General features: G+C 66.5%; 12 protein-coding genes. 5 read left to right on the top strand and 7 right to left on the bottom strand.

From position 1 onward, the window contains the following. Together ABSF49_RS13775 and ABSF49_RS13770 are read right to left on the bottom strand one after the other, a co-directional pair. A partial coding sequence (locus ABSF49_RS13775; protein ID WP_424113223.1) for an AfsR/SARP family transcriptional regulator occupies positions 1–848 on the bottom strand: 848 nt, incomplete at its 3' end. A gap of 959 nt (positions 849–1,807) precedes the next feature. Further along, positions 1,808–2,014: a hypothetical protein gene (locus ABSF49_RS13770; protein ID WP_424113222.1), complete on the bottom strand. Its 207-nt coding sequence runs from the start codon at positions 2,012–2,014 to the stop codon at positions 1,808–1,810. A gap of 443 nt (positions 2,015–2,457) precedes the next feature. On the opposite strand from ABSF49_RS13770, the gene ABSF49_RS13765 reads away from it, so the two are divergent. Continuing rightward, positions 2,458–3,015 carry a PilZ domain-containing protein gene (locus ABSF49_RS13765; RefSeq protein WP_424113221.1) on the top strand — a complete coding sequence of 186 codons (558 nt, stop codon included), beginning with the start codon at positions 2,458–2,460 and terminating at the stop codon, positions 3,013–3,015. Between the two features lie 260 nt (positions 3,016–3,275). On the opposite strand, the gene ABSF49_RS13760 is transcribed toward ABSF49_RS13765, so the two are convergent. Together ABSF49_RS13760 and ABSF49_RS13755 are read right to left on the bottom strand one after the other, a co-directional pair. Further along, a complete protein-coding gene (locus ABSF49_RS13760) occupies positions 3,276–3,461 on the bottom strand; it encodes a hypothetical protein (protein ID WP_424113220.1) in 186 nt (61 codons plus the stop codon). A gap of 261 nt (positions 3,462–3,722) precedes the next feature. Further along, the gene (locus tag ABSF49_RS13755) at positions 3,723–6,596 is read right to left on the bottom strand and encodes a discoidin domain-containing protein (protein ID WP_424113219.1); all 2,874 of its coding nucleotides are present in this window, start codon (positions 6,594–6,596) and stop codon (positions 3,723–3,725) included. Positions 6,597–6,902: 306 nt separating this feature from the next. Here ABSF49_RS13755 and ABSF49_RS13750 point away from each other — a divergent pair, with 306 nt between their 5' ends. Beyond that, on the top strand, positions 6,903–8,720 hold the full coding sequence (locus ABSF49_RS13750; RefSeq protein WP_424113218.1) for an ABC transporter ATP-binding protein/permease: 1,818 nt from the start codon (positions 6,903–6,905) through the stop codon (positions 8,718–8,720). Positions 8,721–8,737: 17 nt separating this feature from the next. Here ABSF49_RS13750 and ABSF49_RS13745 read toward each other — a convergent pair whose 3' ends face one another. Next, positions 8,738–12,001 carry a GH36-type glycosyl hydrolase domain-containing protein gene (locus ABSF49_RS13745; protein ID WP_424113217.1) on the bottom strand — a complete coding sequence of 1,088 codons (3,264 nt, stop codon included), beginning with the start codon at positions 11,999–12,001 and terminating at the stop codon, positions 8,738–8,740. 858 nt (positions 12,002–12,859) lie between these two features. Between ABSF49_RS13745 and ABSF49_RS13740 the strand changes: the two genes are divergently transcribed. Then, the gene (locus ABSF49_RS13740) at positions 12,860–13,525 is read left to right on the top strand and encodes a PilZ domain-containing protein (protein ID WP_424113216.1); all 666 of its coding nucleotides are present in this window, start codon (positions 12,860–12,862) and stop codon (positions 13,523–13,525) included. Positions 13,526–13,680: 155 nt separating this feature from the next. On the opposite strand, the gene ABSF49_RS13735 is transcribed toward ABSF49_RS13740, so the two are convergent. Further along, the gene (locus ABSF49_RS13735) at positions 13,681–14,469 is read right to left on the bottom strand and encodes a GGDEF domain-containing protein (protein ID WP_424113215.1); all 789 of its coding nucleotides are present in this window, start codon (positions 14,467–14,469) and stop codon (positions 13,681–13,683) included. Positions 14,470–15,361: 892 nt separating this feature from the next. Beyond that, a complete protein-coding gene (locus ABSF49_RS13730; RefSeq protein ID WP_424113224.1) occupies positions 15,362–15,577 on the bottom strand; it encodes a GCG_CRPN prefix-to-repeats domain-containing protein in 216 nt (71 codons plus the stop codon). A gap of 552 nt (positions 15,578–16,129) precedes the next feature. Here ABSF49_RS13730 and ABSF49_RS13725 point away from each other — a divergent pair. Then, positions 16,130–18,187, top strand: coding sequence for a carbon starvation CstA family protein (locus ABSF49_RS13725; RefSeq protein WP_424113214.1), 2,058 nt, complete (start codon positions 16,130–16,132; stop codon positions 18,185–18,187). Further along, on the top strand, positions 18,184–18,399 hold the full coding sequence (locus tag ABSF49_RS13720) for a YbdD/YjiX family protein (protein WP_424113213.1): 216 nt from the start codon (positions 18,184–18,186) through the stop codon (positions 18,397–18,399). Before ABSF49_RS13725 ends, ABSF49_RS13720 begins: the two co-directional genes overlap by 4 nt. Positions 18,400–18,716 lie beyond the last annotated feature (317 nt).

Genomic DNA, 18,716 nt, shown 5'->3' with positions numbered 1-18,716 from the left:
ACGGTCAGCGCGCGGGTCTGCGCCAGACGGGTGGCGATGTCGGCGCCCAATTCGGCGACCAGCTCGCGCCCGGTCGCGGGCGCATAGCTCGGCGCATGCGGCGAAACGATCACGCGCGGCAGTTCGTCGTCACCCAGGCCCAAGCGCGGCGCGTCCACCGCCCATTCCGTCGCCCCATCGGCCGGCGCGCTCCCCTTCAATGCGCGCTCGACCGGGAGAACCACGACCGGCGCCGGCCGCCGCTCGGCGCGGATTTCATGGATGGGGTCGCGCTGGCGTCGATATTGGTCGACGCGCGTCGAGTCGCCGCGTTCCTGATAGGCCTGGATCAGTGTGCGATAGGCGATCTCTTGGCGCGGATCGATTTCCAGAATGCGCGTGGCGGCGACGATCGCCGCCTCTTCGACTGGGCCGTTCGCCTGCGCCTCGAGATAGGGCGTCAACGCCGCCAGGAATTCGGCGCGCAGTCTCTCCCGTTCGCGCGCCAGCCAGCTCGTGAGTCCTTCGCCATGGGCAGTCAATCCGGCGAGTAGGTCGCCGCTATAAGCTTCGCAGGCGGCGACGACGTCCAGCCCAGCGGCGGAATTGATCGCCGCCCAAAAGCGGCGCAGATCGATCGACACGTTGCGCGGACTGAAGACGATCTCACTGGCCGTCGTCTCCAACAGTTGCATGTCGCCAGCGATTTCGGCGGCGCGGATGCGAAACAGCAATTGGCGGAGATTGCCGGCTTGCCGGCTGCGATCGACTTTTTCCCAGAGGAAGGCGCTCGCCTCCTCGCGCGTGGCCCGCCCGCCCGAGCAATCGAGCAGCAGGTAGGCGAGGAGCGCAAGGCCCAAGCGCGGCACGCCCGCCACCTCGCTCGACTTTTCGACGCCGCGGGCGGAGCCTAGAAGGACGACGCCGTTAACGTCGCCTCTCGCTGTCGCGGTCTCGTCCGACGCCAACATTCAACAGTCGATTCCTTCGCGAGGAAGTCATAACAAAACCGAGCGGACCAACAACCATCGAGCGACGACGGGGCGATTCTGTAACGCTGTTTGTAACGCACCTCGCGCCTTCGTGATGACCAAACGGGTGTCCTGGCCTGTCGCGGGAAGGCGCCGGGCCGCCTCCGGGAATCGCTGCGTCAGGCTGCCGGACCGTCGCCCGACGCTGGCGTCGCCTCAACCCGTCGCCCGCCGGATCACGCTTGCAGGCGGAACGGTTTGCCAGCCAGCCGACGGCGCCGACGTCCGAAATTGCTCCGGCCGCGCGCTTCCGCAGGCGCCAAAGCGCCCGCCTCGCCAAAACGCGCTTACGAGCGGGCAGGTCCGCGGGCTTAGACCCTGGCGTTGGGAGATTTCCATCACGAAGAGCAAGTTGGCCGTGGTTCTTGGTTGAACGCGCGATGGTTCAGCCCCGCGACGGCGCCGTCGCGACCGGCGCGTTCAGATGGCCTCATCGACCGAACTGAGGCCTGAGGAGCGCTGTGCGATCGCTTGGCCGCCCTCCCCGCATCGATTGGCCGCCGAGCGCCTCGGGTCGTCATGCGATCGCCAACACGGAACGCCTCGCGCTCGGCCCAGCCCATTTCGCCGATCCATTCCACTCGCCCTCTAGAGGCGCGATTCCCAGCCGGCGACCGACATCGCATACGTCGGGTCCTTTCGTCAGCGGCGCGGCGCCGACCCCGTCCCGAGGGAGCGCCCGCGCAAGCGTCATTCGCCTCGGCGAACTGGCCCGTAGCGAGCCAATCGCTTCGATGAACGATCGCTCCGATCGGCGCTCGCTCCCGTCGTCGTTTCATCGACGCGGCGCGGTCGCGTCAATGCTTGGCGAAAGGTCGATCCCCTTCGGCGATGAAGGTCTTCAGCCGTTCGAGCGCTGGATGGCCGGGCGAACGGCGAGCGAGATCGTCATGGATCTTTTCGATCCCTTCGCGCGCGACGCTCCACGACTGTCGCGACGTCGTCACAATCCTCAACGTCTGCGCGATCGTTCGTTCGACAATCCCATCGATCATGTCGGCCATCGCGAATTCCCAGATACGAAGTCATCGCCAAAAAGGCGGCGCAACGGCGGCGCCGACTGCGAGCCCGACATTCTCCACAACGCCCTCGCCTCGCGCCCTAGCTGCGACTTTGGAAGAATTTTCGCAAGCCCGCGCCGCAGCGAGGACATTCGCCCACGGCCTCGGGTCTTGCCGACCAGGCGTTACGCTGTAACTTTCTTTGTGACGGAAATCGTGACTGCGCCGGCGCGCCCCGTTCAGGCGAAAACGTCTCGTTAACATTTCCTGGCGACCCTGCGGGACGATCCGAATGGGCTGGTCCCGGCGGACGCGACCGCTCGCTTGAGCCGTCGGACTTGCTGCGACCGCCGTCGCATCCGCGCGCTCGCCAAAATCAGCGACGTCGTCGGCGCATCGCTCGGATATCGGCCGTCTTCGCAATTTGGTCCGGACGGCTTGGGATCATGTCGCAAAACGCGTCCGCGTCGGAACGTCGCCGCGACTACCGAGCGGCGATCTCGCTGCCTGGTCGTTACCTGCTCGCCGACGGGCAGGCGTTCGATTGCCGGATCATCGACGTCTCCCCGGTCGGCGTCGCGATTCTGGGCCCGTTGGCGGGAGATCTAGGCGAACGCGTGGTCGTCTACGTGCAAGACCTCCGACGGATCGAGGACGTGATGGTGCGACGCTCAAGCGACGGATTCGCCGTCGACTTGCGGGTCTCTCCGAACGAGCTGCACAAGCTTTCGGCGAGAATTGAGTGGCTCATGCGGCGCCAAGCCGGAGAGGCGCCCGAGCGGCGCGGCTACGCACGCGTCGGTCTCGATCAAGAACGCACGACCTTGCAGCTATCCGACGGGCGCGCGTTCGAAGCGGCTTTGATCGAAGTTTCGAGCAACAGCGCGGCGCTTGAAGTCGACTTCGCGCCCGCTCTTGGCGCGGCGGTGACCGTCGGAAAGCGGCGCGCGCACGTCACCCGTCAATTCGCCGGCGGCATAGCGGTCGCCTTCGACCCGGATTGATCGGGCGAGAGCGTCGACGACGTCGAGCCGCCCGGCGCCTACGGCGCGCCCCTTTGACGTATCCCAACTGAGTTTGGGCCCGAAACGCGCTGACCGCGGCGCCCTCGCACGACCGCGCATTCGAAGCTTCCGCGCTCGCTAAGCGGTTGCCGCTCGGCGCGCTCAGGCTCTTTCGATGTTGGAACGAGCGGGGTCGACAGGCGGCGCCGCTTCCCCTGCAAGGCGCGCCCTTCCCCAACGCAACTTGGCCCATTCGTCGCTCACGCCGCTTCGACGAGCGCCTGAGCATGCGCGCGCCACCACGCCGCCTCGCGACGCAGAAACGCGATATCGCGCCAACGCGGCGACGTGCGAATCGACGGCGGATTTTGTTCCACCTGCTTGGCGCAGTCTTCCAATTCCCGCGCCCGCGCCAGATAGGTCTCAGCCAAGCGTTGATTGGTCATTGCCGCGCCCCCTCTCAAGTCGACGCACCGCTTCAGTCCAACGCCAGCAATTTCTCACGACAGGCGTTGCCAATTCGCTTGGCAATTTGCGTCAAGTTTGATCGATCCGCGGGGCGGCCGGCGATGTCGTCGCGCATGGTGGATGAAGCGTAACCGCCCGCGCGCTCAAGCCATGGCTGAGCGGGCTCGACGCCACGGGTCTGCGTTCGTTTTTGGATGGACGCCTTGACGACGCCGAGCCTTCATACGTCCGCCGAGCCGTCAGAGGTCGATGACAAGCCGACTGAAGGTCGCCGCCATGATCACCTCGCCCGCGATCTCGCACGGTCTGCCGTCGGCGCGGGCCCGCCTGGCGCCGGGATAGCGCATCGTGATCCGTTCGGGCGCGGGGCCCGACAGCGCGAGATCGACCGTGGCTCGCGATCGATCGCGGCGCGCCCTTAAGTTCAAGACGCCAAAGGCGGTCGGCAAGTCGCTGAGCGTGACCCCGCCGTTCTCCCACCACCCGTCCGGCGCGCCTCTGAACAGCTCCAGCGTGCGGCCGTTTTCCCGCGCCAGCATTCTGCGAATGGCGGTGGCGAACTCCGCCGCGATCCAGGTGTGCGGCATGTCGCCGATATAGTCCGGCGCCCGCATGTCGCCCCAAACGACCTCAGCCCAAAGCCGCCAGTCCCGCGGCCGGCGCGATTCCAGCATTTTCGCCAGGAGTCGAAAAGCGTCCTCGTGCCGCCGCAAGGAGACGAAGGCATTGATGTTGCGCAGCTCGTACGGCGAGTAGTTTCCCGTAAATCCGGGCGCGGAGATCGCCGCAAGGCGCTCAGCGGCGCGATCGTAGGTCGGCGCGATCAGTTCCGCCGGAAGGGCGTCTTCGACCCGGCACGGCTCGAAGGCGATCGAAGTCGAGGTCGGGTCAATGTCCTCGCGATCGGCCGATCCGGGGATCACGTCCGTCTCCATATGCGCTGCGCTCATGCGGATCGAGCGCGTCAGTCGAGCGGCGAACGCCTCGCCTTGCGCCTTCGCGCGAGCGGCGACCGCGTCGTCGCCGATCTCGAGCGCGAGGTATTCGCAATTGCGCCAGGCGCTCAAAGCGAAATAGTCGTCCCAGTAGCTGTAGGACGGCTTGCTGTAGCCCTCGTGGCTGATCGACGGCGCGAGGAGGCCGTGGAAGCGGGTTTCCGCGCCGTGCAGCGCTTCCGTTCGCGCCCACAGCGCCTCGATGAACCGCGTCGCGCGGACGACGGGTTCGAAAACAGCGCTAAGAAACGCGCGATCCTTGGCGACGCGGTAGACCTCGGCGGCGATTCCGACGAACTCGCCCTGCGCGTCGAATTCGATGTCGCCGCCATAGCCGCGGTTGACCGTGCCGTCGACATTGAGGATCGGCGGAACCAGGCCGCTCTCATAAACGCGCTCGGCGTACCAGAGGACGTAACGCTTGGCCTCGTCGATCAGGCCAGCCCACAACAAGGCGAGCGCCTGCGCGGCGCCGTCGCGGATCCAGGTGCGGTCGTAGTTGCGCGGGCCTGGCTTGAACGCGAAGCGGGTGGCGTTGACCAAGATCAGCGCGATCTGCGCTTCCAATGTGTCGCTGACCTCCCGGTCGCCAACGACGATCCGGCGCGGGCCGAGCTTTTCCCGCCAGGCGCGGCCAACGCCGTCGCGCACGACGTCGAAGGCGACGTCGGCGCGCGCAGCGACGTCGTCGCGCATCGGCGCGGAAACGCAAACCGACATGCTTTCACCGGGTTGAAGCGCGAACGCGAATTCGCAGGCGGCGCTGGCGAGCCCGGACGCCGAGTGGACGCCGCCAGCGGTTTGGCGCGGCCCGGCGTCGATCAGCCGCACGACGTCGCCGTCGTCGAAATCAGCGACCGCCGCCGCATCGGGCGCGCGCGAAAACGCGGCGTAGAGTCGATCGCCGACCCATACCCGGTCGCCGTCGACCGCGATCGCTTCGATCGGCGCGTGGCCGCCGTGCTGCCAATAGGGGTTGATCTGGACCGGGCGCACGGCGAGAACGAGCGCCCCTTGCCGCGCGCCGCCGCTGCGGTTGACGAGGCGGTGCTCGGCCAGCGCCTGACCGGAATATGCGAACGCCGTCGTCCGCAGCTCGATGTCTTGCGCCGACCAGACGACGCTCGCAATCGGCAACGCGCCCTCGGCGAGCGCGTGGCCGACGCTCACGCAACCCGGCGCGCCATGAAGCGCGCCGTCGAGCCGAATGAGCGGCGTGATCTGGGGCGAGCCCCGTCGTGGCTCGAGATCGCCATATTCGTCGAACAGCGCCTGCTCGCCCTGATCGAATTCGCCCAACGCCGTCCAATAGACTTGGCGGCCCAGCAACGATTGCGGATAGAGCTCGCCGCGCCCCGATTGCGCCCCCCGCTCCAATTGCCCGATCGGCATGCGATCCTTGTTGAGGATGCGCAGCTTGAGCTCGTTGACGACGGCGCCGCCGGGCGCGCTCGCTCTATTCACGGTCAGGCGAAAATAGCGGCTCCTCGTCGAGCGCCACCAGAAGCTGTCCGTTCCTCCGTCGCCGGTCTCGATGCGGCCCATCTCGCGAAAGGTCTCGCCGTCGTCGGAGAGATGGGTCGAGAATACGGTTCCGTAAGCCTCCCCCCAGTCGATCAGCGCCCCGAGCGGCGAGCGCACGGCGCCGAAGTCGACCGTTATGCTCTCGCCTTCGGGAATCGTCACCGCGGCGTGGCCGAGCGCGGCGAGCCGACCCGCTTCGCGCACCGAGGCGGCGTCCTCGGGAGCGTAGAGGTTGATTTCGACGATCTCCGGCCCGCGCTCGGCCGGCGGGTCCTCGCTCCGCCAGCGAACGAACCGCGTCGCGACCGGGGGGAAAGCGAATACGTCCTGCCCCCCCTCGCCATGGCGCGTGCGGCAAATCTCGGACCACGCCTCGCCGTCGAGCGACGAAGCGACGCGATAGTTCGCCGACGCGCTCTCGCCCCAATAGACTTCGAGCCCGCCGAGCGTCGCGACCGCGCCGAGATCGATCTCGAACCACGGCCCTTCGGCCGTCTCCGCCCTCCACGCGGTGGCGTAGCTGTCGTCGACGGCGCGCTCAGGCTCGCCGCTGCTTGCGGCCGCTCGCCATAGGCGCTTGGGCGGGACTTTCATCTTAAGCTTCCGGCGCCGAGCGTAGGTCCGAGACGCGGCGCGGACAAGCGCGGCCTTTCGGCGGCCCGCCCAAGCGGTCGACTGCGCCGGCCCTTTCGCCCGCCTCGCCGCTCGCGACGGATCGTCGCTGCGACAAAGGCGTCGATTCGTCGCGGCGCTCGCGCAATCGGCCCCCCGCCGTTTGTCTTGGTCGCCAAATCGGATAATGACATCGACCTCGACCCCGCGGCGCCGTCCGCCCTGGATCATGTCCAGCGGCCGGCCCAAGGAGGCCGCCCCGAGCGCGACGCGAAGGGATGCGACGCAATGGCGAGGACCGGAATAGCGACGCCCAACGCCGGAAACGCCGACCAGCCGCGCGAAGACAGCCTCGTCTCGCAGTTGACCGGTATGACGGCGGCGCTTTGGGCGTCGCGCCAGCGCGCCAAGGTCGTCGCGTTGCTCATCGCCCTGGTCGCGGTGGTCGGGGCGAGCGCATTTGCGCAGATCCTGCTCAACGCCTGGAACCAGCCGTTCTACGACGCGTTGTCGCGCAAGGACGTTTCCGCCTTCATCGTCCAGCTCGGCGTCTTCGCCGAGCTGGGGTGCGCGCTGCTGGTCCTCAATGTCGCGCAAGCGTGGCTCAACCTCAAGTCGAAGCTCATCTTGCGCAAGGGGCTGGTCGAAGATCTGGCCGCCGAGTGGCTCGCGCCACTGAGAGCCGTCCGCCTCTCGCAGATCGGCGAAATCGGCGAAAACCCCGACCAGCGCATCCATGAGGACGCCAGGCACCTGACCGAACTGTCGACGGATCTCGGCATCGGCCTGCTGCAGTCCAGCCTGCTGCTATTGAGCTTCGTCGGCGTGCTGTGGATTCTGTCCGACAACATGGTCGTCTCGATCGCCGGGCGCGGTTTTGTGTTGCCGGGTTACATGGTGTGGTGCGCGCTCATCTATTCCGCATTCGCATCGCTGTTGAGTTGGCGCGTCGGCCGTCCGCTGATCCACTTGAACGCGGAGCGCTACGCGCGGGAGGCGCAGTTTCGCTTCGCGCTGGTGCGGGTGAACGAGGAGATCGAAGGCGTCTCCCTCGACGGCGGGGAAGCCGACGAGAAGGAGCATCTCGATTGGATCCTTCGCGGCATCATCGAAGTCTTCGAGCAGATCATCGTCGCGACGACCTGGCTGACGGGCGTGACGGCGGGTTTCGGTTGGCTGGCGATCGTCGCGCCGATCCTTATCGCCGCGCCGTCGTATTTCTTCGGCGCCATGACCTTCGGCAAACTGATGATGGCCGTCGGCGCCTTCAACCAGGTGCAGCAGGCGCTGGGATGGTTCGCCAACAATTTCTCCAGCATCGCCGACTGGCGGGCGACGCTCCTTCGCGTCGCGAGCTTCCGCAAGATGCTGGTGACGATCGAAAAGGTCGGCGAAGGTCAAAGCGAGATCGCGCTGGACGGGCGGCACGAGGAATCGATCGTCATCGACGAACTGTGGATCGCGACGCCCGACGGGCGCGTCACCCTGAGTGAACCCCATCTGGAGGTCAAACCGGGCGATCGCGTGCTCATCACCGGCGATCGGAACGCCGAACGCGCGCTGTTCCAGGCGATCGCCGGACTTTGGCCCTGGGGCGGCGGCCGCGTCGCGCGTCCGCATCGCCAGTCGATGGTCTTCATGGCGACGCCAGGCTACGTGCCGCCCGGGACGCTGCGCGAGGCGCTCGCCTATCCCCATCCGCCGCAAACCTTCGACGACGCGCGCATCCGCGATGCGTTCGCCGTCGTCGGTCTCGACCACCTCGCGCCCAGGCTCGACGAAAACGAGCGATGGGATCGGCGCTTGAGCGACAACGACAAGCAGTCCATGGCGGTGGCCCGCATCCTCCTGCAGAAGCCGCGTTGGGTCGTGCTGAACCGAGCGCTCGCATCGCTCGATCCTGACGTGGCGCAACGCGTGGCGGCGGCGTTCGAGCAACATATGGCGGAGGTCGGCGTCATCTACATCGGACCGCTGCCGAACGGGCACGGACGCTTCCCGCGAATCGTCAACCTCGTGCTGGATCCGCAGGGGCCTCGCTTCAAGCCGTCGATTGCGGCCGAGTCTCTCGCTCCGCGCGACGCAGCAGCCGATTCCACGCGATAGCGGCGAGGCGCGGGCCGTCAGCGGGCCGGCGGGACGCCGGCGAGCCGCAGGCGTTTCTGCTTGGCCGGCAGGATCCGTTTGCCCAGCCGCTTGCCGAAGCGCCGCCTCACGCCAAACGCGCGCTGGATGACCAGCGCCACGTAAATCCCGGGGCCGCTGGAATAGATGCGCCAGCCGCCCTCAACCGCCACCTCGCCCGCCTTGACCCGCTCCCACTCGGCGTAGGCCTCGTAGCGATCGCGGAACGCCGCGTCGCTGCTGCTGAAATAGGCGTTGCGCTGCCGCAGCGTCGCCTGGCCCAAACGCTCGCCGACGGCGATCGGATTGGCGACGACGAGAGCGTCCCACAATCCCTGCCGGTCGCCGAGAACGCTCATCGCTTCGGCGTAGCGCAGATGCGCATGGACGTACATCAGCCCGATCTCACGGCCGAAGAACGCGGCCGACTCGCCGCGGCGGAAGATCGTCTCCGAGCCGCCGCGATAGGCGAGCGGTTTGTCCATCAGGTGGGCGCCGTCAGGAAGCAGGAGATGTTTGGCGATCAGATTCGCGCTGCGGCGCGCCTGCGCCGCCGTGAGCAGCCCGCCGACGATCGCCTGGGTCAAGGCAATCAAGGAAAAGGAGACGCCGGTGGTTCGGTCGCTGGGATGAAGAAGCAATTCTGGCGGCCCGCCGTTGCGGCTGAACTCGGCATAGCCGGCGACGACGCCGTCGCGGACAAGAAAGCGTGTGAAGTCCTTCTTCATCGCCGCGGCGAGCGCGCCAAGGTCTTTGGCGGCGGCCGAGCGGCCGGCCGCGCGCAACACTTCAGCATAGCGGCGCAGCTGCTGATAGAGGAGCGCGACGGTCCAGCTGCTGGTCATCCAGTCGCGCTTGGCCGGATCGACGGGTTGAAGCGAATCGTTCCAGTCGCCGTTGCCGTAACGGACGAGATGGGTGCCGGGGATGAACTGCTCGCGGACGGTTGCGACCAGTTTGGCGACATGGGCGGCGACACGCTCGGCGTGAGCGGTCGTTTGAAAATTGTCGTCGCGCCGCCACACGATCGGTTCGTCAAGGAACGCGAAGTCGCCGGTCGCCTCGACATAGTCGCACAACGCTTTGAGCGGCCAGACGACGATGTCCCCGTGCGCCGCCTTGTCTTGGATCGCCGAATAGGGCTCGAGCATGAACCATTGCGGCCAGTCGCCCCGTTTTTCGTACTGCTGGGCGAAGACGACGCGCAAGATCGCTTTGGCCGGCTCGTCGTGTTCGAGCGACAGCAGCAGTTCCAGCGGACCCTGGCAAACGTCCCGCGTGCCCCAGGCGGCGACCGAATATTGCTCGAGGCCGTGCGGCGCGGTGAGATGAATCATCGCGTCATGGACAAACCAGGGGAGCGTCGCGTCGACGGCCTTGGCCTCGGGATCGGCGCCGAGCAGCCGAACGCCGCGGCTGATCCGCCGCCACGCGCGCGTCGATTGGGCCGACAGGACGCTGTCGTCGACGCCATCGGCGTATTTGGCCGCGAGCGCCTCCGCTCGCTTCTCGTCGGTCAGAGACCCGACGACCGCGAATGCAAGCGAACGCGTCGGCCGGGTGCGGATGACGACGTAGCCGCCGCCGCGCCGCTCGCCGTCGAGATAGAGCAACTCGTCGCCGCCGATCGCTTCGACCGCCTTGGGCGTGCTCGTCACCAGTCGGTAGGAGGCGCGCGGGTATCGTTTTCCCCACAAGTCATCGGGATCGGGGCGAAAGACGAATTGCTTCTTATGCGCGTCGATCTCGACGCGGCCGCGGTTGGCGTATTCATGTTCGCCAAGGACGAGGAAGCCGAAGACGAGGAAGCGGCATTGGCCGCCTTCGGCGGCGACGCGCCACTGCAAGGCGGGCTCCCGGCTCGAAACGCGCGCCGACACGGTTATGGTTCGGTTTCCCAATCGATAGAGCCAGCGGCAGTCGCATAGGCCCATTTCGAAGGCCGACGGCACGGCGAGTTGCCGCCATCCGCTACCCCAATCGACGAGGATTCTGAGGCCGCTCCCGCGCACGATGTTGTAGGGATCGCGCGAGACGGAAAAGAGCTTGTGGAACGTCGTGTTGCCGATCGTCAGCTGGGCGGCGAAGACGCCGTGCATCCAGGTGGTGGAGCATAAGGTGTCCTCGGTCGGCGCCATCTCCGCGCCGCTGCGCAGCATCGCGCCATGGCGACGCGCGATCAGCCTCTCCTTGTCGCGCAACACGACGTGGCGGCTGTGGCCGCCCGCCGGGGTGAAGAACGACAGCGTCTCGCCGTCGCGCCGTTCAATATGCGCGCGGCGGCGATAGCGCGCGCTGATCGCGCGATCGTCCAACGGATCGGCGACGGCGACCGGCGCTTGATGGACGAGAGTGCGCGTCGGCGCGGCGAGGACGACCTCGCGCTCCCGCCAGCTTGCGGAGATCCGTTCGACCTCGTCGACGAGCGTGAGGTCGCCGTCGCACGAGGGCGCTGGATGATCAGCTTGATAGGCGCCAAAGAAAGTCCAGCTCGTCGCCGATCCCGGCGCAAGGGTCACGGGTTTCGACTGCAGCGCCGCGCAGCCGGTCTCATACTGCAGGGGCCGCGAGGAAAGTTGCGCGCCGAAAGCCAGTGCGAACCCGTCGGCGTCGCGGTAGGCGGGACCGATCAGCTCGCGCAGATCGGTGGCGAACCCGGCCGCGCCCTCGAGACAGCCGTGCGCCGCCCAGGGATGCGCGCCGCCTTGAGCGAGATTCTGTCGGCTCATCACGACCGAATCGGCGCGCCGATGGCGCGCGACGTGATGATCGAGATACTGACACGCGTAGGCTTCGTTGCTCATCAGGAAACCCGGATCGGCAAGGCCGAGATCCTGAATGAACAAAGCGTCGCAGGGCAGCCCCGTTTCGCGCCGGTTCTCGACCGCAAGACGCCACAGCCAGAGGTTCGAATCCGGAGCGAGCCAAAGCGCGACCCGGCAGAGGACGCCGCGCTCTTCTCCCTGCCAGACGAAGCGGTCGTCGGCGACGCCGATTTGGCCCGACGCCTCGGCGCCGGCGCAGGCCAGGATCGCCGGATCCGCGCCACCGATGCGAAGTAGAAGGCGCCCCATCCCGCCGGCGATTGGCGAAGCGAACGCTTGGTTGATGACAATTCGGCGAGCGCCTTCGGCGTGTTCGAGAGAAAAGACCGCGCCGTTCGGCAGCCGGCCAATCGACAGTCCGGTGCGGTTGACGATCCGCTCGAGGCCCAAGTCGTCGATATGCGGCGTTGTGAGGACTTCCGTTGGGGACCCCGACATGGCGTCTTTCGTCCACCCCTCGGATTTCGCGTTCGCGCTCTCCAAGGGACGGAGAGGCAAAGCGTGACCGGCGATTTCGAATCAGCTCGCGACGCTGCTCGGCGTCCGATCTATTGCATTCGTTGTGAACGACGGGGTCAAGACGCTGCGACCGTCCGCCGCCGCCCCAAAGCGCCGAGGCTCACCGCGCCGCTCCTCCAAGCGCCGGGCGGCAAGGCCGGACAAAGCGATCGCCGAGCGACGGCCGGCGCGTCCTATCATGAGGCGGCCGGTTTGAACGCCGATCGGTGCGCTAAGGCTCTGACGATGCTGACTTGAGCCGCTTCGCTATGGGCGCCGCTCCGCAGACCCGGCAAGAACCGGGAAGACCAGACGATGCGGCGTTCCCGGTCGGATTGCCAATCTGCGGCTTCCGAGCGGTTCGGGCGCGAGGGCGGCTACGCGGGTTTCCTGCACAGCGACCGAGCCGACCCGACGCCTCGACGTCGACATAGGCGCCACAGCGACCATCGGCTGAACGCCAATTTTGGGCGCTCGCCAACCAAAGCCGAACGCGAAGGCCTGGCGGTGACAGCTAAGCGGCAAACCCCAACGATTTTGGTCCGCCGACGAAACGAATGCGAACGTCTCTATGACTGCGCAAGATCGCCAGGGCCGGGCGGCCGCCGCTGACGACGCGCGGGACGGACGGCCTATTTGGGTTGACGAATTGGTCGGCTCCGAGGCCGGCGTTGGCGATTGGGCAACCATGCCCCCAACACAAAAGCGCACAGAGGATATTCGATTAATCAGCCTGATCGATGATCCGCCACGGCCTCGGCCCATGCCCTTTGCATGCGATCGCGGGAGATTGCGAACGTGCGAATCGACTCTATGGCGTTGGGAGTAACATTCGAAGGGCGCCGCCAGCAGGAACGCGCCAAACTGAGGCTGCCAGGCCGTTACATGCTCGCAAACCGCTTTGAGCACGCTTGCACGACAATCGATTTGGCGTCGTGCGGCGTAGCTGTGGAATGCGGCGATCGCGGACAGATTGGCGATCATGTCGTCGCCTATATCAACCAGCTAGGCCGTATGGAGGGCGAGATCGCGCGGCAGCTGCAGAATGGCTTCGCATTCAAGATCGCCGCGCCGCCGCGCAAAATCGAAAAGCTCGCCGTTCGCATCGCCTGGCTTGTCCAACATGACGTGTTTGGCGCGCCGGACAATCGTCGGCAGGAGCGCATCGAAGCCGACGATGGACAAATCGTTGTCACGACGCCGGATGGCGAGGAGCACGTCGCGACATTGATCGACCTCTCGAGCGAGGGCGCAGCGATGAACGTTGCGATCGCGCCCCCTATCGGTTCGCCGGTGATCGTTGGACAGAGACGGGCTCGCGTGGTTCGTCATTTCGCCGGCGGCGTCGCGGTCAAGTTCCAAAACCTTCTCCGTCTTCGACGACGCTCTCGCGATCCGGAATTCCGTAATTTGGAAACGCTTGTGAATCGGCTGCGCCTTACAGATCCTCTGGCGGATGCCTGATCAGGGATTTTCAACGCCGATCGGCGGTGGGAGCCCTCGTCGATTGACGCCCTTTATGTGCTTCGGCGCCGGAATTGGCCGCAGCGACTGCTTCGGAGGCGCAGCGACCATCGGCTGAACGGCCGGGTTGGACGCAAGGCGGAGCTGCGGTCATTTCAGGCTGCGGCGCGCAGTGACTCGCGAGCGATAACGACGCGGTTGCGTCCGTCGCGCTTGGCTTGAAGGAGCGCCGCGTCGGCCGCCCCGACCAAGCGTGTGACGTCGCCTTCCCAGCGCGCGGTCGCCGCCAGACCGACGCTGACAGTGAGCAAAGCGCGAGCGCCATTCGCTTCCACCGGCTGCGTCGCCATGGCGGCGCGAAGGTCTTCGGCGAAAGCGACCGCTTCGGACCGCTCGACGCCGACCATCAGCACAACAAATTCGTCGCCGCCGTGTCGGCCGAGCGCAAAGCCGCGCTCGCCCGCGGCGGCGCGCACGATGTAGGCGAGGCGTCGCAGCCCGGCGTCGCCGAAATCATGGCCGAAGCAGTCGTTGATCTGCTTGAACTCGTCGACGTCGCAGACTAGCGCCGCGACGGGGGCGCCGCGCGCCTCGGGCGCGGCCGCCAAATCTGCCGCCGCCTTTTCAAACCCGCGGCGATTGAGCAAGCCAGTCAGCGGGTCGACGCCAGTGAGCCGATCAAGTTCGTCTCGCGCAAGATTGAGCCGACGCAGCGTCTCCACCGAGCGGATCGCGACGAGCGGCGTGAACGCCAGGGTCTCCAAGAACGCCAAACCGAGGCAAAACCGCATCGCCTGCCAACCGCCGACCGCGCGCGACAGATCGCCGCCGTACAGCCACAGGCACGCCGCCGCCGTCGTCGGCAGGATGAAAGCCGCCGTGTAAGCGGTCTGAACGGCGATCCAGCGTAGGACCTCGGCCTGCGTGCGGATAACGGGGGCCATACAAGACTTCCAAGCCATGGAGCAAACCACGCTACGCCGCCGGCGCAAATGAAAAAGTAACTCGGCCGCCATTCAAACGACTCTCGTTGCGCGCGGTTAACGCATCAGGCGCACGAGGCTTAGAATTGGTTCAATCCGTTTCGTTCTGCGTCGAGAGTTTCGACGCCAACCGACGTCGCGGCTGAGCGCGATCCTCAACGATGGCGGCATCACAGGCGCGACCGCCGACGGACTCTCCAATTCGGCGTCGGCGGACGAGCGCGTTCCACCCCCTCTCGATCGTCAAGCCAGCCCGCGGCGAGGGCCATCTGTGCCGACGCGTCACGACCCCCGCCGCGCGGGCCATAAAGACGGGCGTCCGACTTTCCCCGTCGGCGCAACCATCTCGCGGGCGAGCCAACCCTGTTCTCAATGCGGCTCTGCGGTCACGACGTCTCCGCCGACGCCCTCGCGATCTCGCGGCGCGCCGGTAGGCCAAAGCGAAAGCGCGACGCCGCCGAAGCTCATTCACGCACTGGTAACGTGTTTAGCCGACACTGGGCAAGGCCGATTCGTCGCGAACGCGGGAGCGCGTTTGCGTCGGGGCCGGCGTCGCCTGGGGCGGGCGCGCCGGCTGCAATGCGCGCCGCCCTGTCCGGGCGCGTGATCCCGATCGAGCAGCGCCGCGAGCGCGGATGTACCGCCGCGGCCGCTGCCGATCGCTGGAGAAATCAGCGTGAGCAATATTGAGTTGAGTGCGCGTAGCGCGAGCTGCTTCGCACTCGGCCATTCGCTACCGCTTCGCGCCCGTTGCCGCCGCCCCTGGCCAAGGCCGCGGTTCTCGAAAGCGGACCAATGTCGGCGAAGATGCCTTCGGCGGCGCCGGCGCTGGGCGGCGCCGAAGGCGAGCGCGTTAGTTACACCACCGCGTCCCGTTGGGACCATAAGCGGCAACATGACCCGTGTGTCTCAAGCACCAAGCTTGGTTTTGACCGCCCCAAACGCATTGACCCCAGGGATTCCGATGGCGGTTCGGTCCGCAATCGCCCAACGCGAACGCAGGCGCGACCGACGATAGGACGGCAGAAACAATCACAACTCCGAGTAGCGCGGCCGAAAGCTTTCTCAGCACCTCAGCAAGTAATGCTCAGCATATTTTTTCTCTTGCTGAACGGGTTGCTCAACGGGTCGATCTTACGGTCCGAGAACCTGAACCGCGCGTGAACCCCCAGACCGCCGCCGCGACGCGCCTGGCTTATCGGCGGACATGCGCCCAAGACGGCCAGCCCAAGCCAATTCGACAGTTCTCGAAAGCGGACACCATACCGGCATATATCTCGGGTCGTTTCCCGCGACCGTCCGTCCAAAATCGGCGAGCCGCAGCCATTGCCGCCGCGACCGCAACCCGCTCATCTCCGCCGCTGCCGTCCCCGCGCAACTGGTCCTTCCGCAGTTGCGCTTTCGGCTGGCGTTGGAACTCCGCCTCCGCTGGCGCGCCACGCACAGGTCGACTCTACTCGCGCCTCGCGCGACGTGGGCCGCGCGCAAGCGTCGCAGAGATCGCTGCGCCATCGCGGCGGTCGTTGTGCTATTTCTCACGACAGAATGACGTCGTGAAGCTTCGCTGCCTGCCGACGAAGCGCGACGCCGGAGGGAACTCTCGAGGCACAGGGGGGGGAACATGACGCTTCGTGACAAGCTGATCTGGGCCGCCGTTGCCGTGGTCGGAGCGATCGCTTTCGGCGTCATCGCCCTTTCGCGGGGAGAGCCGATCAACGCCGCGTGGCTGGTCATCGCCGCGGTCTGCATCTACTTTATCGCCTATCGCTTCTACGCGCTGTTCATCACCCGCTGGGCTTTCGGCGTCGACCCGACGCGCGCGACGCCGGCTTATCGCCACAATGACGGCCTCGACTACGTGCCGACGAACCGTTACGTGCTGTTCGGGCACCATTTCGCCGCCATCGCCGGCGCAGGGCCGCTGGTTGGGCCGGTGCTGGCGGCGCAGATGGGTTATCTGCCCGGCACGTTGTGGATCCTTATCGGCGTCGTGTTTGCCGGCGCGGTCCAGGACATGACCGTGCTGTTCTTCTCGACCCGGCGCGACGGCCGGTCGCTGGCCGACATGGTGCGCACCGAGATGGGGCCGATCGCTGGCGCAATCGCCGGCGTCGGCGTGCTGCTGATCTGCGTCATCGTCCTCGCGGTGCTCGCCCTTGTCGTCGTCAAGGCGCTGGTGGGCAGCCCCTGGGGCGCGTTCACGGTGTTCTGCACCCTGCCGATCGCGCTTCTGATGGGCGTCTATGCGCGCTTGATCCGCCCCGGGCGGATCGGCGAGATGTCCGCCATCGGCGCCGTCCTGCTGCTTATCGCCCTGATCTACGGCCGCACCGTCTCCGAGAACCCGGCGCTCGCCGGCCTCTTCGACCTGTCGGGACCGACGCTCGCCGTCATTCTCATCGGCTACGGCTTCGTGGCCTCGGTGCTGCCGGTGTGGCTCTTGCTGGCGCCGCGCGACTATCTGTCGACCTTCCTCAAGGTCGGCACGATCATCCTTCTGGCGATCGGCGTCATCATCGTCCGTCCCGACCTGCAGATGCCGGCGCTGACCAGGTTCGTTGACGGCAGCGGCCCGGTGTGGGCGGGCGGCCTGTTCCCGTTCTTGTTCATCACCATCGCCTGCGGCTCGGTCTCCGGCTGGCACGCGCTGATCGCCTCCGGCACGACGCCGAAGATGATCGAGAACGAGAGCCAGATCGCATTCATCGGCTACGGTGGCATGCTGATGGAGTCGTTCGTCGCCATCATGGCGATGGTCGGCGCCTCGGTGCTTCATCCCGGCGTCTACTTCGCTATGAACAGCTCCGCCGGCGTGATCGGCGCCACCGCCGATCAGGCGGCGCAGGTCATCTCGTCCTGGGGCTTCACAGTGACGCCAGACATGCTGACGCAGATCGCCCAGAGCGTCGGCGAAAAGACCATCCTGTCGCGCACCGGAGGCGCGCCGACGCTGGCGGTCGGCATGGCGAGCATCCTGTCGAGCTTCCTCGGCGGCGGCGCGATGATGGGCATCTGGTACCATTTCATCATCCTGTTCGAGGCCCTGTTCATCCTCACCACCGTCGACGCCGGCACGCGCGCGCTGCGCTTCATGATCCAGGATTTCGTCGGTGCCGCGGTCCCAGGGTTTCGCGCGACCGAATCCTGGATCAACAACCTGATCGGCTCGGCGCTAGCCTGTGTGCTGTGGGGCTACCTGCTTTACGCCGGCGTCGTCGATCCCTACGGCGGCATCTGGACGATGTGGCCGCTGTTCGGCGCCACCAACCAGATGCTGGCGGCCATCGCCCTCACCCTCTGCACGGTAATCCTGTTCAAGATGAAGCGCGAGCGCTTCGCCTTCGTCACGATCGTCCCGAGCGTGTGGTTGCTGGTTTGCACCGTCACCGCGGGGCTGCAGAAGGTGTTCCACTCCGACCCGGCGATCGGTTTCCTCAGCCACGCGGCGAAGTTCAGCGCCGCGGCGGCCTCCGGAACCCTGCTCGCACCGGCCAACACGGTCGACCAAATGAGCCGCATCGTCTTCAACGATTATCTCGACGCCGGCCTCGCCGGGCTGTCGGTGGCGATCGTCCTGGTGGTGGTGGTCTACGCGATCGTCGACATCGCCAGGGCGCTGGGCTCGCCCACGAGCACCGCGGTCGAGGTTGGTGGCGCAACCTTGGCGGCGGCGGAATGACCGAGACACTGACCGCGCGCGCGCGCTTCGTCTGCGAGACGGTCGCCAAGACCGCCCGCTTGATGGTCGGAGTGCCGGACTACCCGACCTATGTCGATCACCGGCGGACGGTCCATCCCGGCCAGCCGGTGATGACCTACGAGGAGTTCTTCCGCGACCGCCAGCAGGCACGCTACGCCGTCGGCAAGGGCCGGTTCCGCGGCTGCTGCTGAGGAGGGTGTGAAGACGCGTCCGAGGTTGACCCCGTCGTGATCGATCGGCTGCCGCTTGCCGCCGCCAGCGAAGCGCATGCCCGTATCGATAAGGGCGGCCTCGGCGGCAAAATCGTGCTGCTGCCGTGGCCGGCAGCGTGATGTGTGTGGCTTATGCCGGCAGCGAATCGAAGCCATCAAACTTCTTGACTTCTCGACCTTTGCCGAATTCCACACCACCGCAAAGGGTCGTGAGCCGCCACGACGCTACGCAAGAGCGAATGTCGGCTTTAGCATTTCAATTGCCGAAACCCGCCATTCCGCTCCCGGCCAGCTCC

Source organism: Roseiarcus sp., from assembly GCF_049514155.1.
In the GTDB taxonomy this organism is placed as follows: domain Bacteria; phylum Pseudomonadota; class Alphaproteobacteria; order Rhizobiales; family Beijerinckiaceae; genus Roseiarcus.
The sequence above is the reverse complement of the archived record's forward strand: the minus strand, read 5'-3'. Positions and strand labels throughout refer to the sequence as shown.

Coding starts and splice junctions, on each gene's coding strand:
- ABSF49_RS13725 (WP_424113214.1), top strand. CDS start 16,130: ATGACGCTTCGTGACAAGCTGATCTGGGCCGCCGTTGCCGTGGTCGGA.
- ABSF49_RS13760 (WP_424113220.1), bottom strand. CDS start 3,461: ATGACCAATCAACGCTTGGCTGAGACCTATCTGGCGCGGGCGCGGGAA.
- ABSF49_RS13765 (WP_424113221.1), top strand. CDS start 2,458: ATGTCGCAAAACGCGTCCGCGTCGGAACGTCGCCGCGACTACCGAGCG.
- ABSF49_RS13750 (WP_424113218.1), top strand. CDS start 6,903: ATGGCGAGGACCGGAATAGCGACGCCCAACGCCGGAAACGCCGACCAG.
- ABSF49_RS13745 (WP_424113217.1), bottom strand. CDS start 12,001: ATGTCGGGGTCCCCAACGGAAGTCCTCACAACGCCGCATATCGACGAC.
- ABSF49_RS13720 (WP_424113213.1), top strand. CDS start 18,184: ATGACCGAGACACTGACCGCGCGCGCGCGCTTCGTCTGCGAGACGGTC.
- ABSF49_RS13755 (WP_424113219.1), bottom strand. CDS start 6,596: ATGAAAGTCCCGCCCAAGCGCCTATGGCGAGCGGCCGCAAGCAGCGGC.
- ABSF49_RS13735 (WP_424113215.1), bottom strand. CDS start 14,469: ATGGCCCCCGTTATCCGCACGCAGGCCGAGGTCCTACGCTGGATCGCC.
- ABSF49_RS13770 (WP_424113222.1), bottom strand. CDS start 2,014: ATGGCCGACATGATCGATGGGATTGTCGAACGAACGATCGCGCAGACG.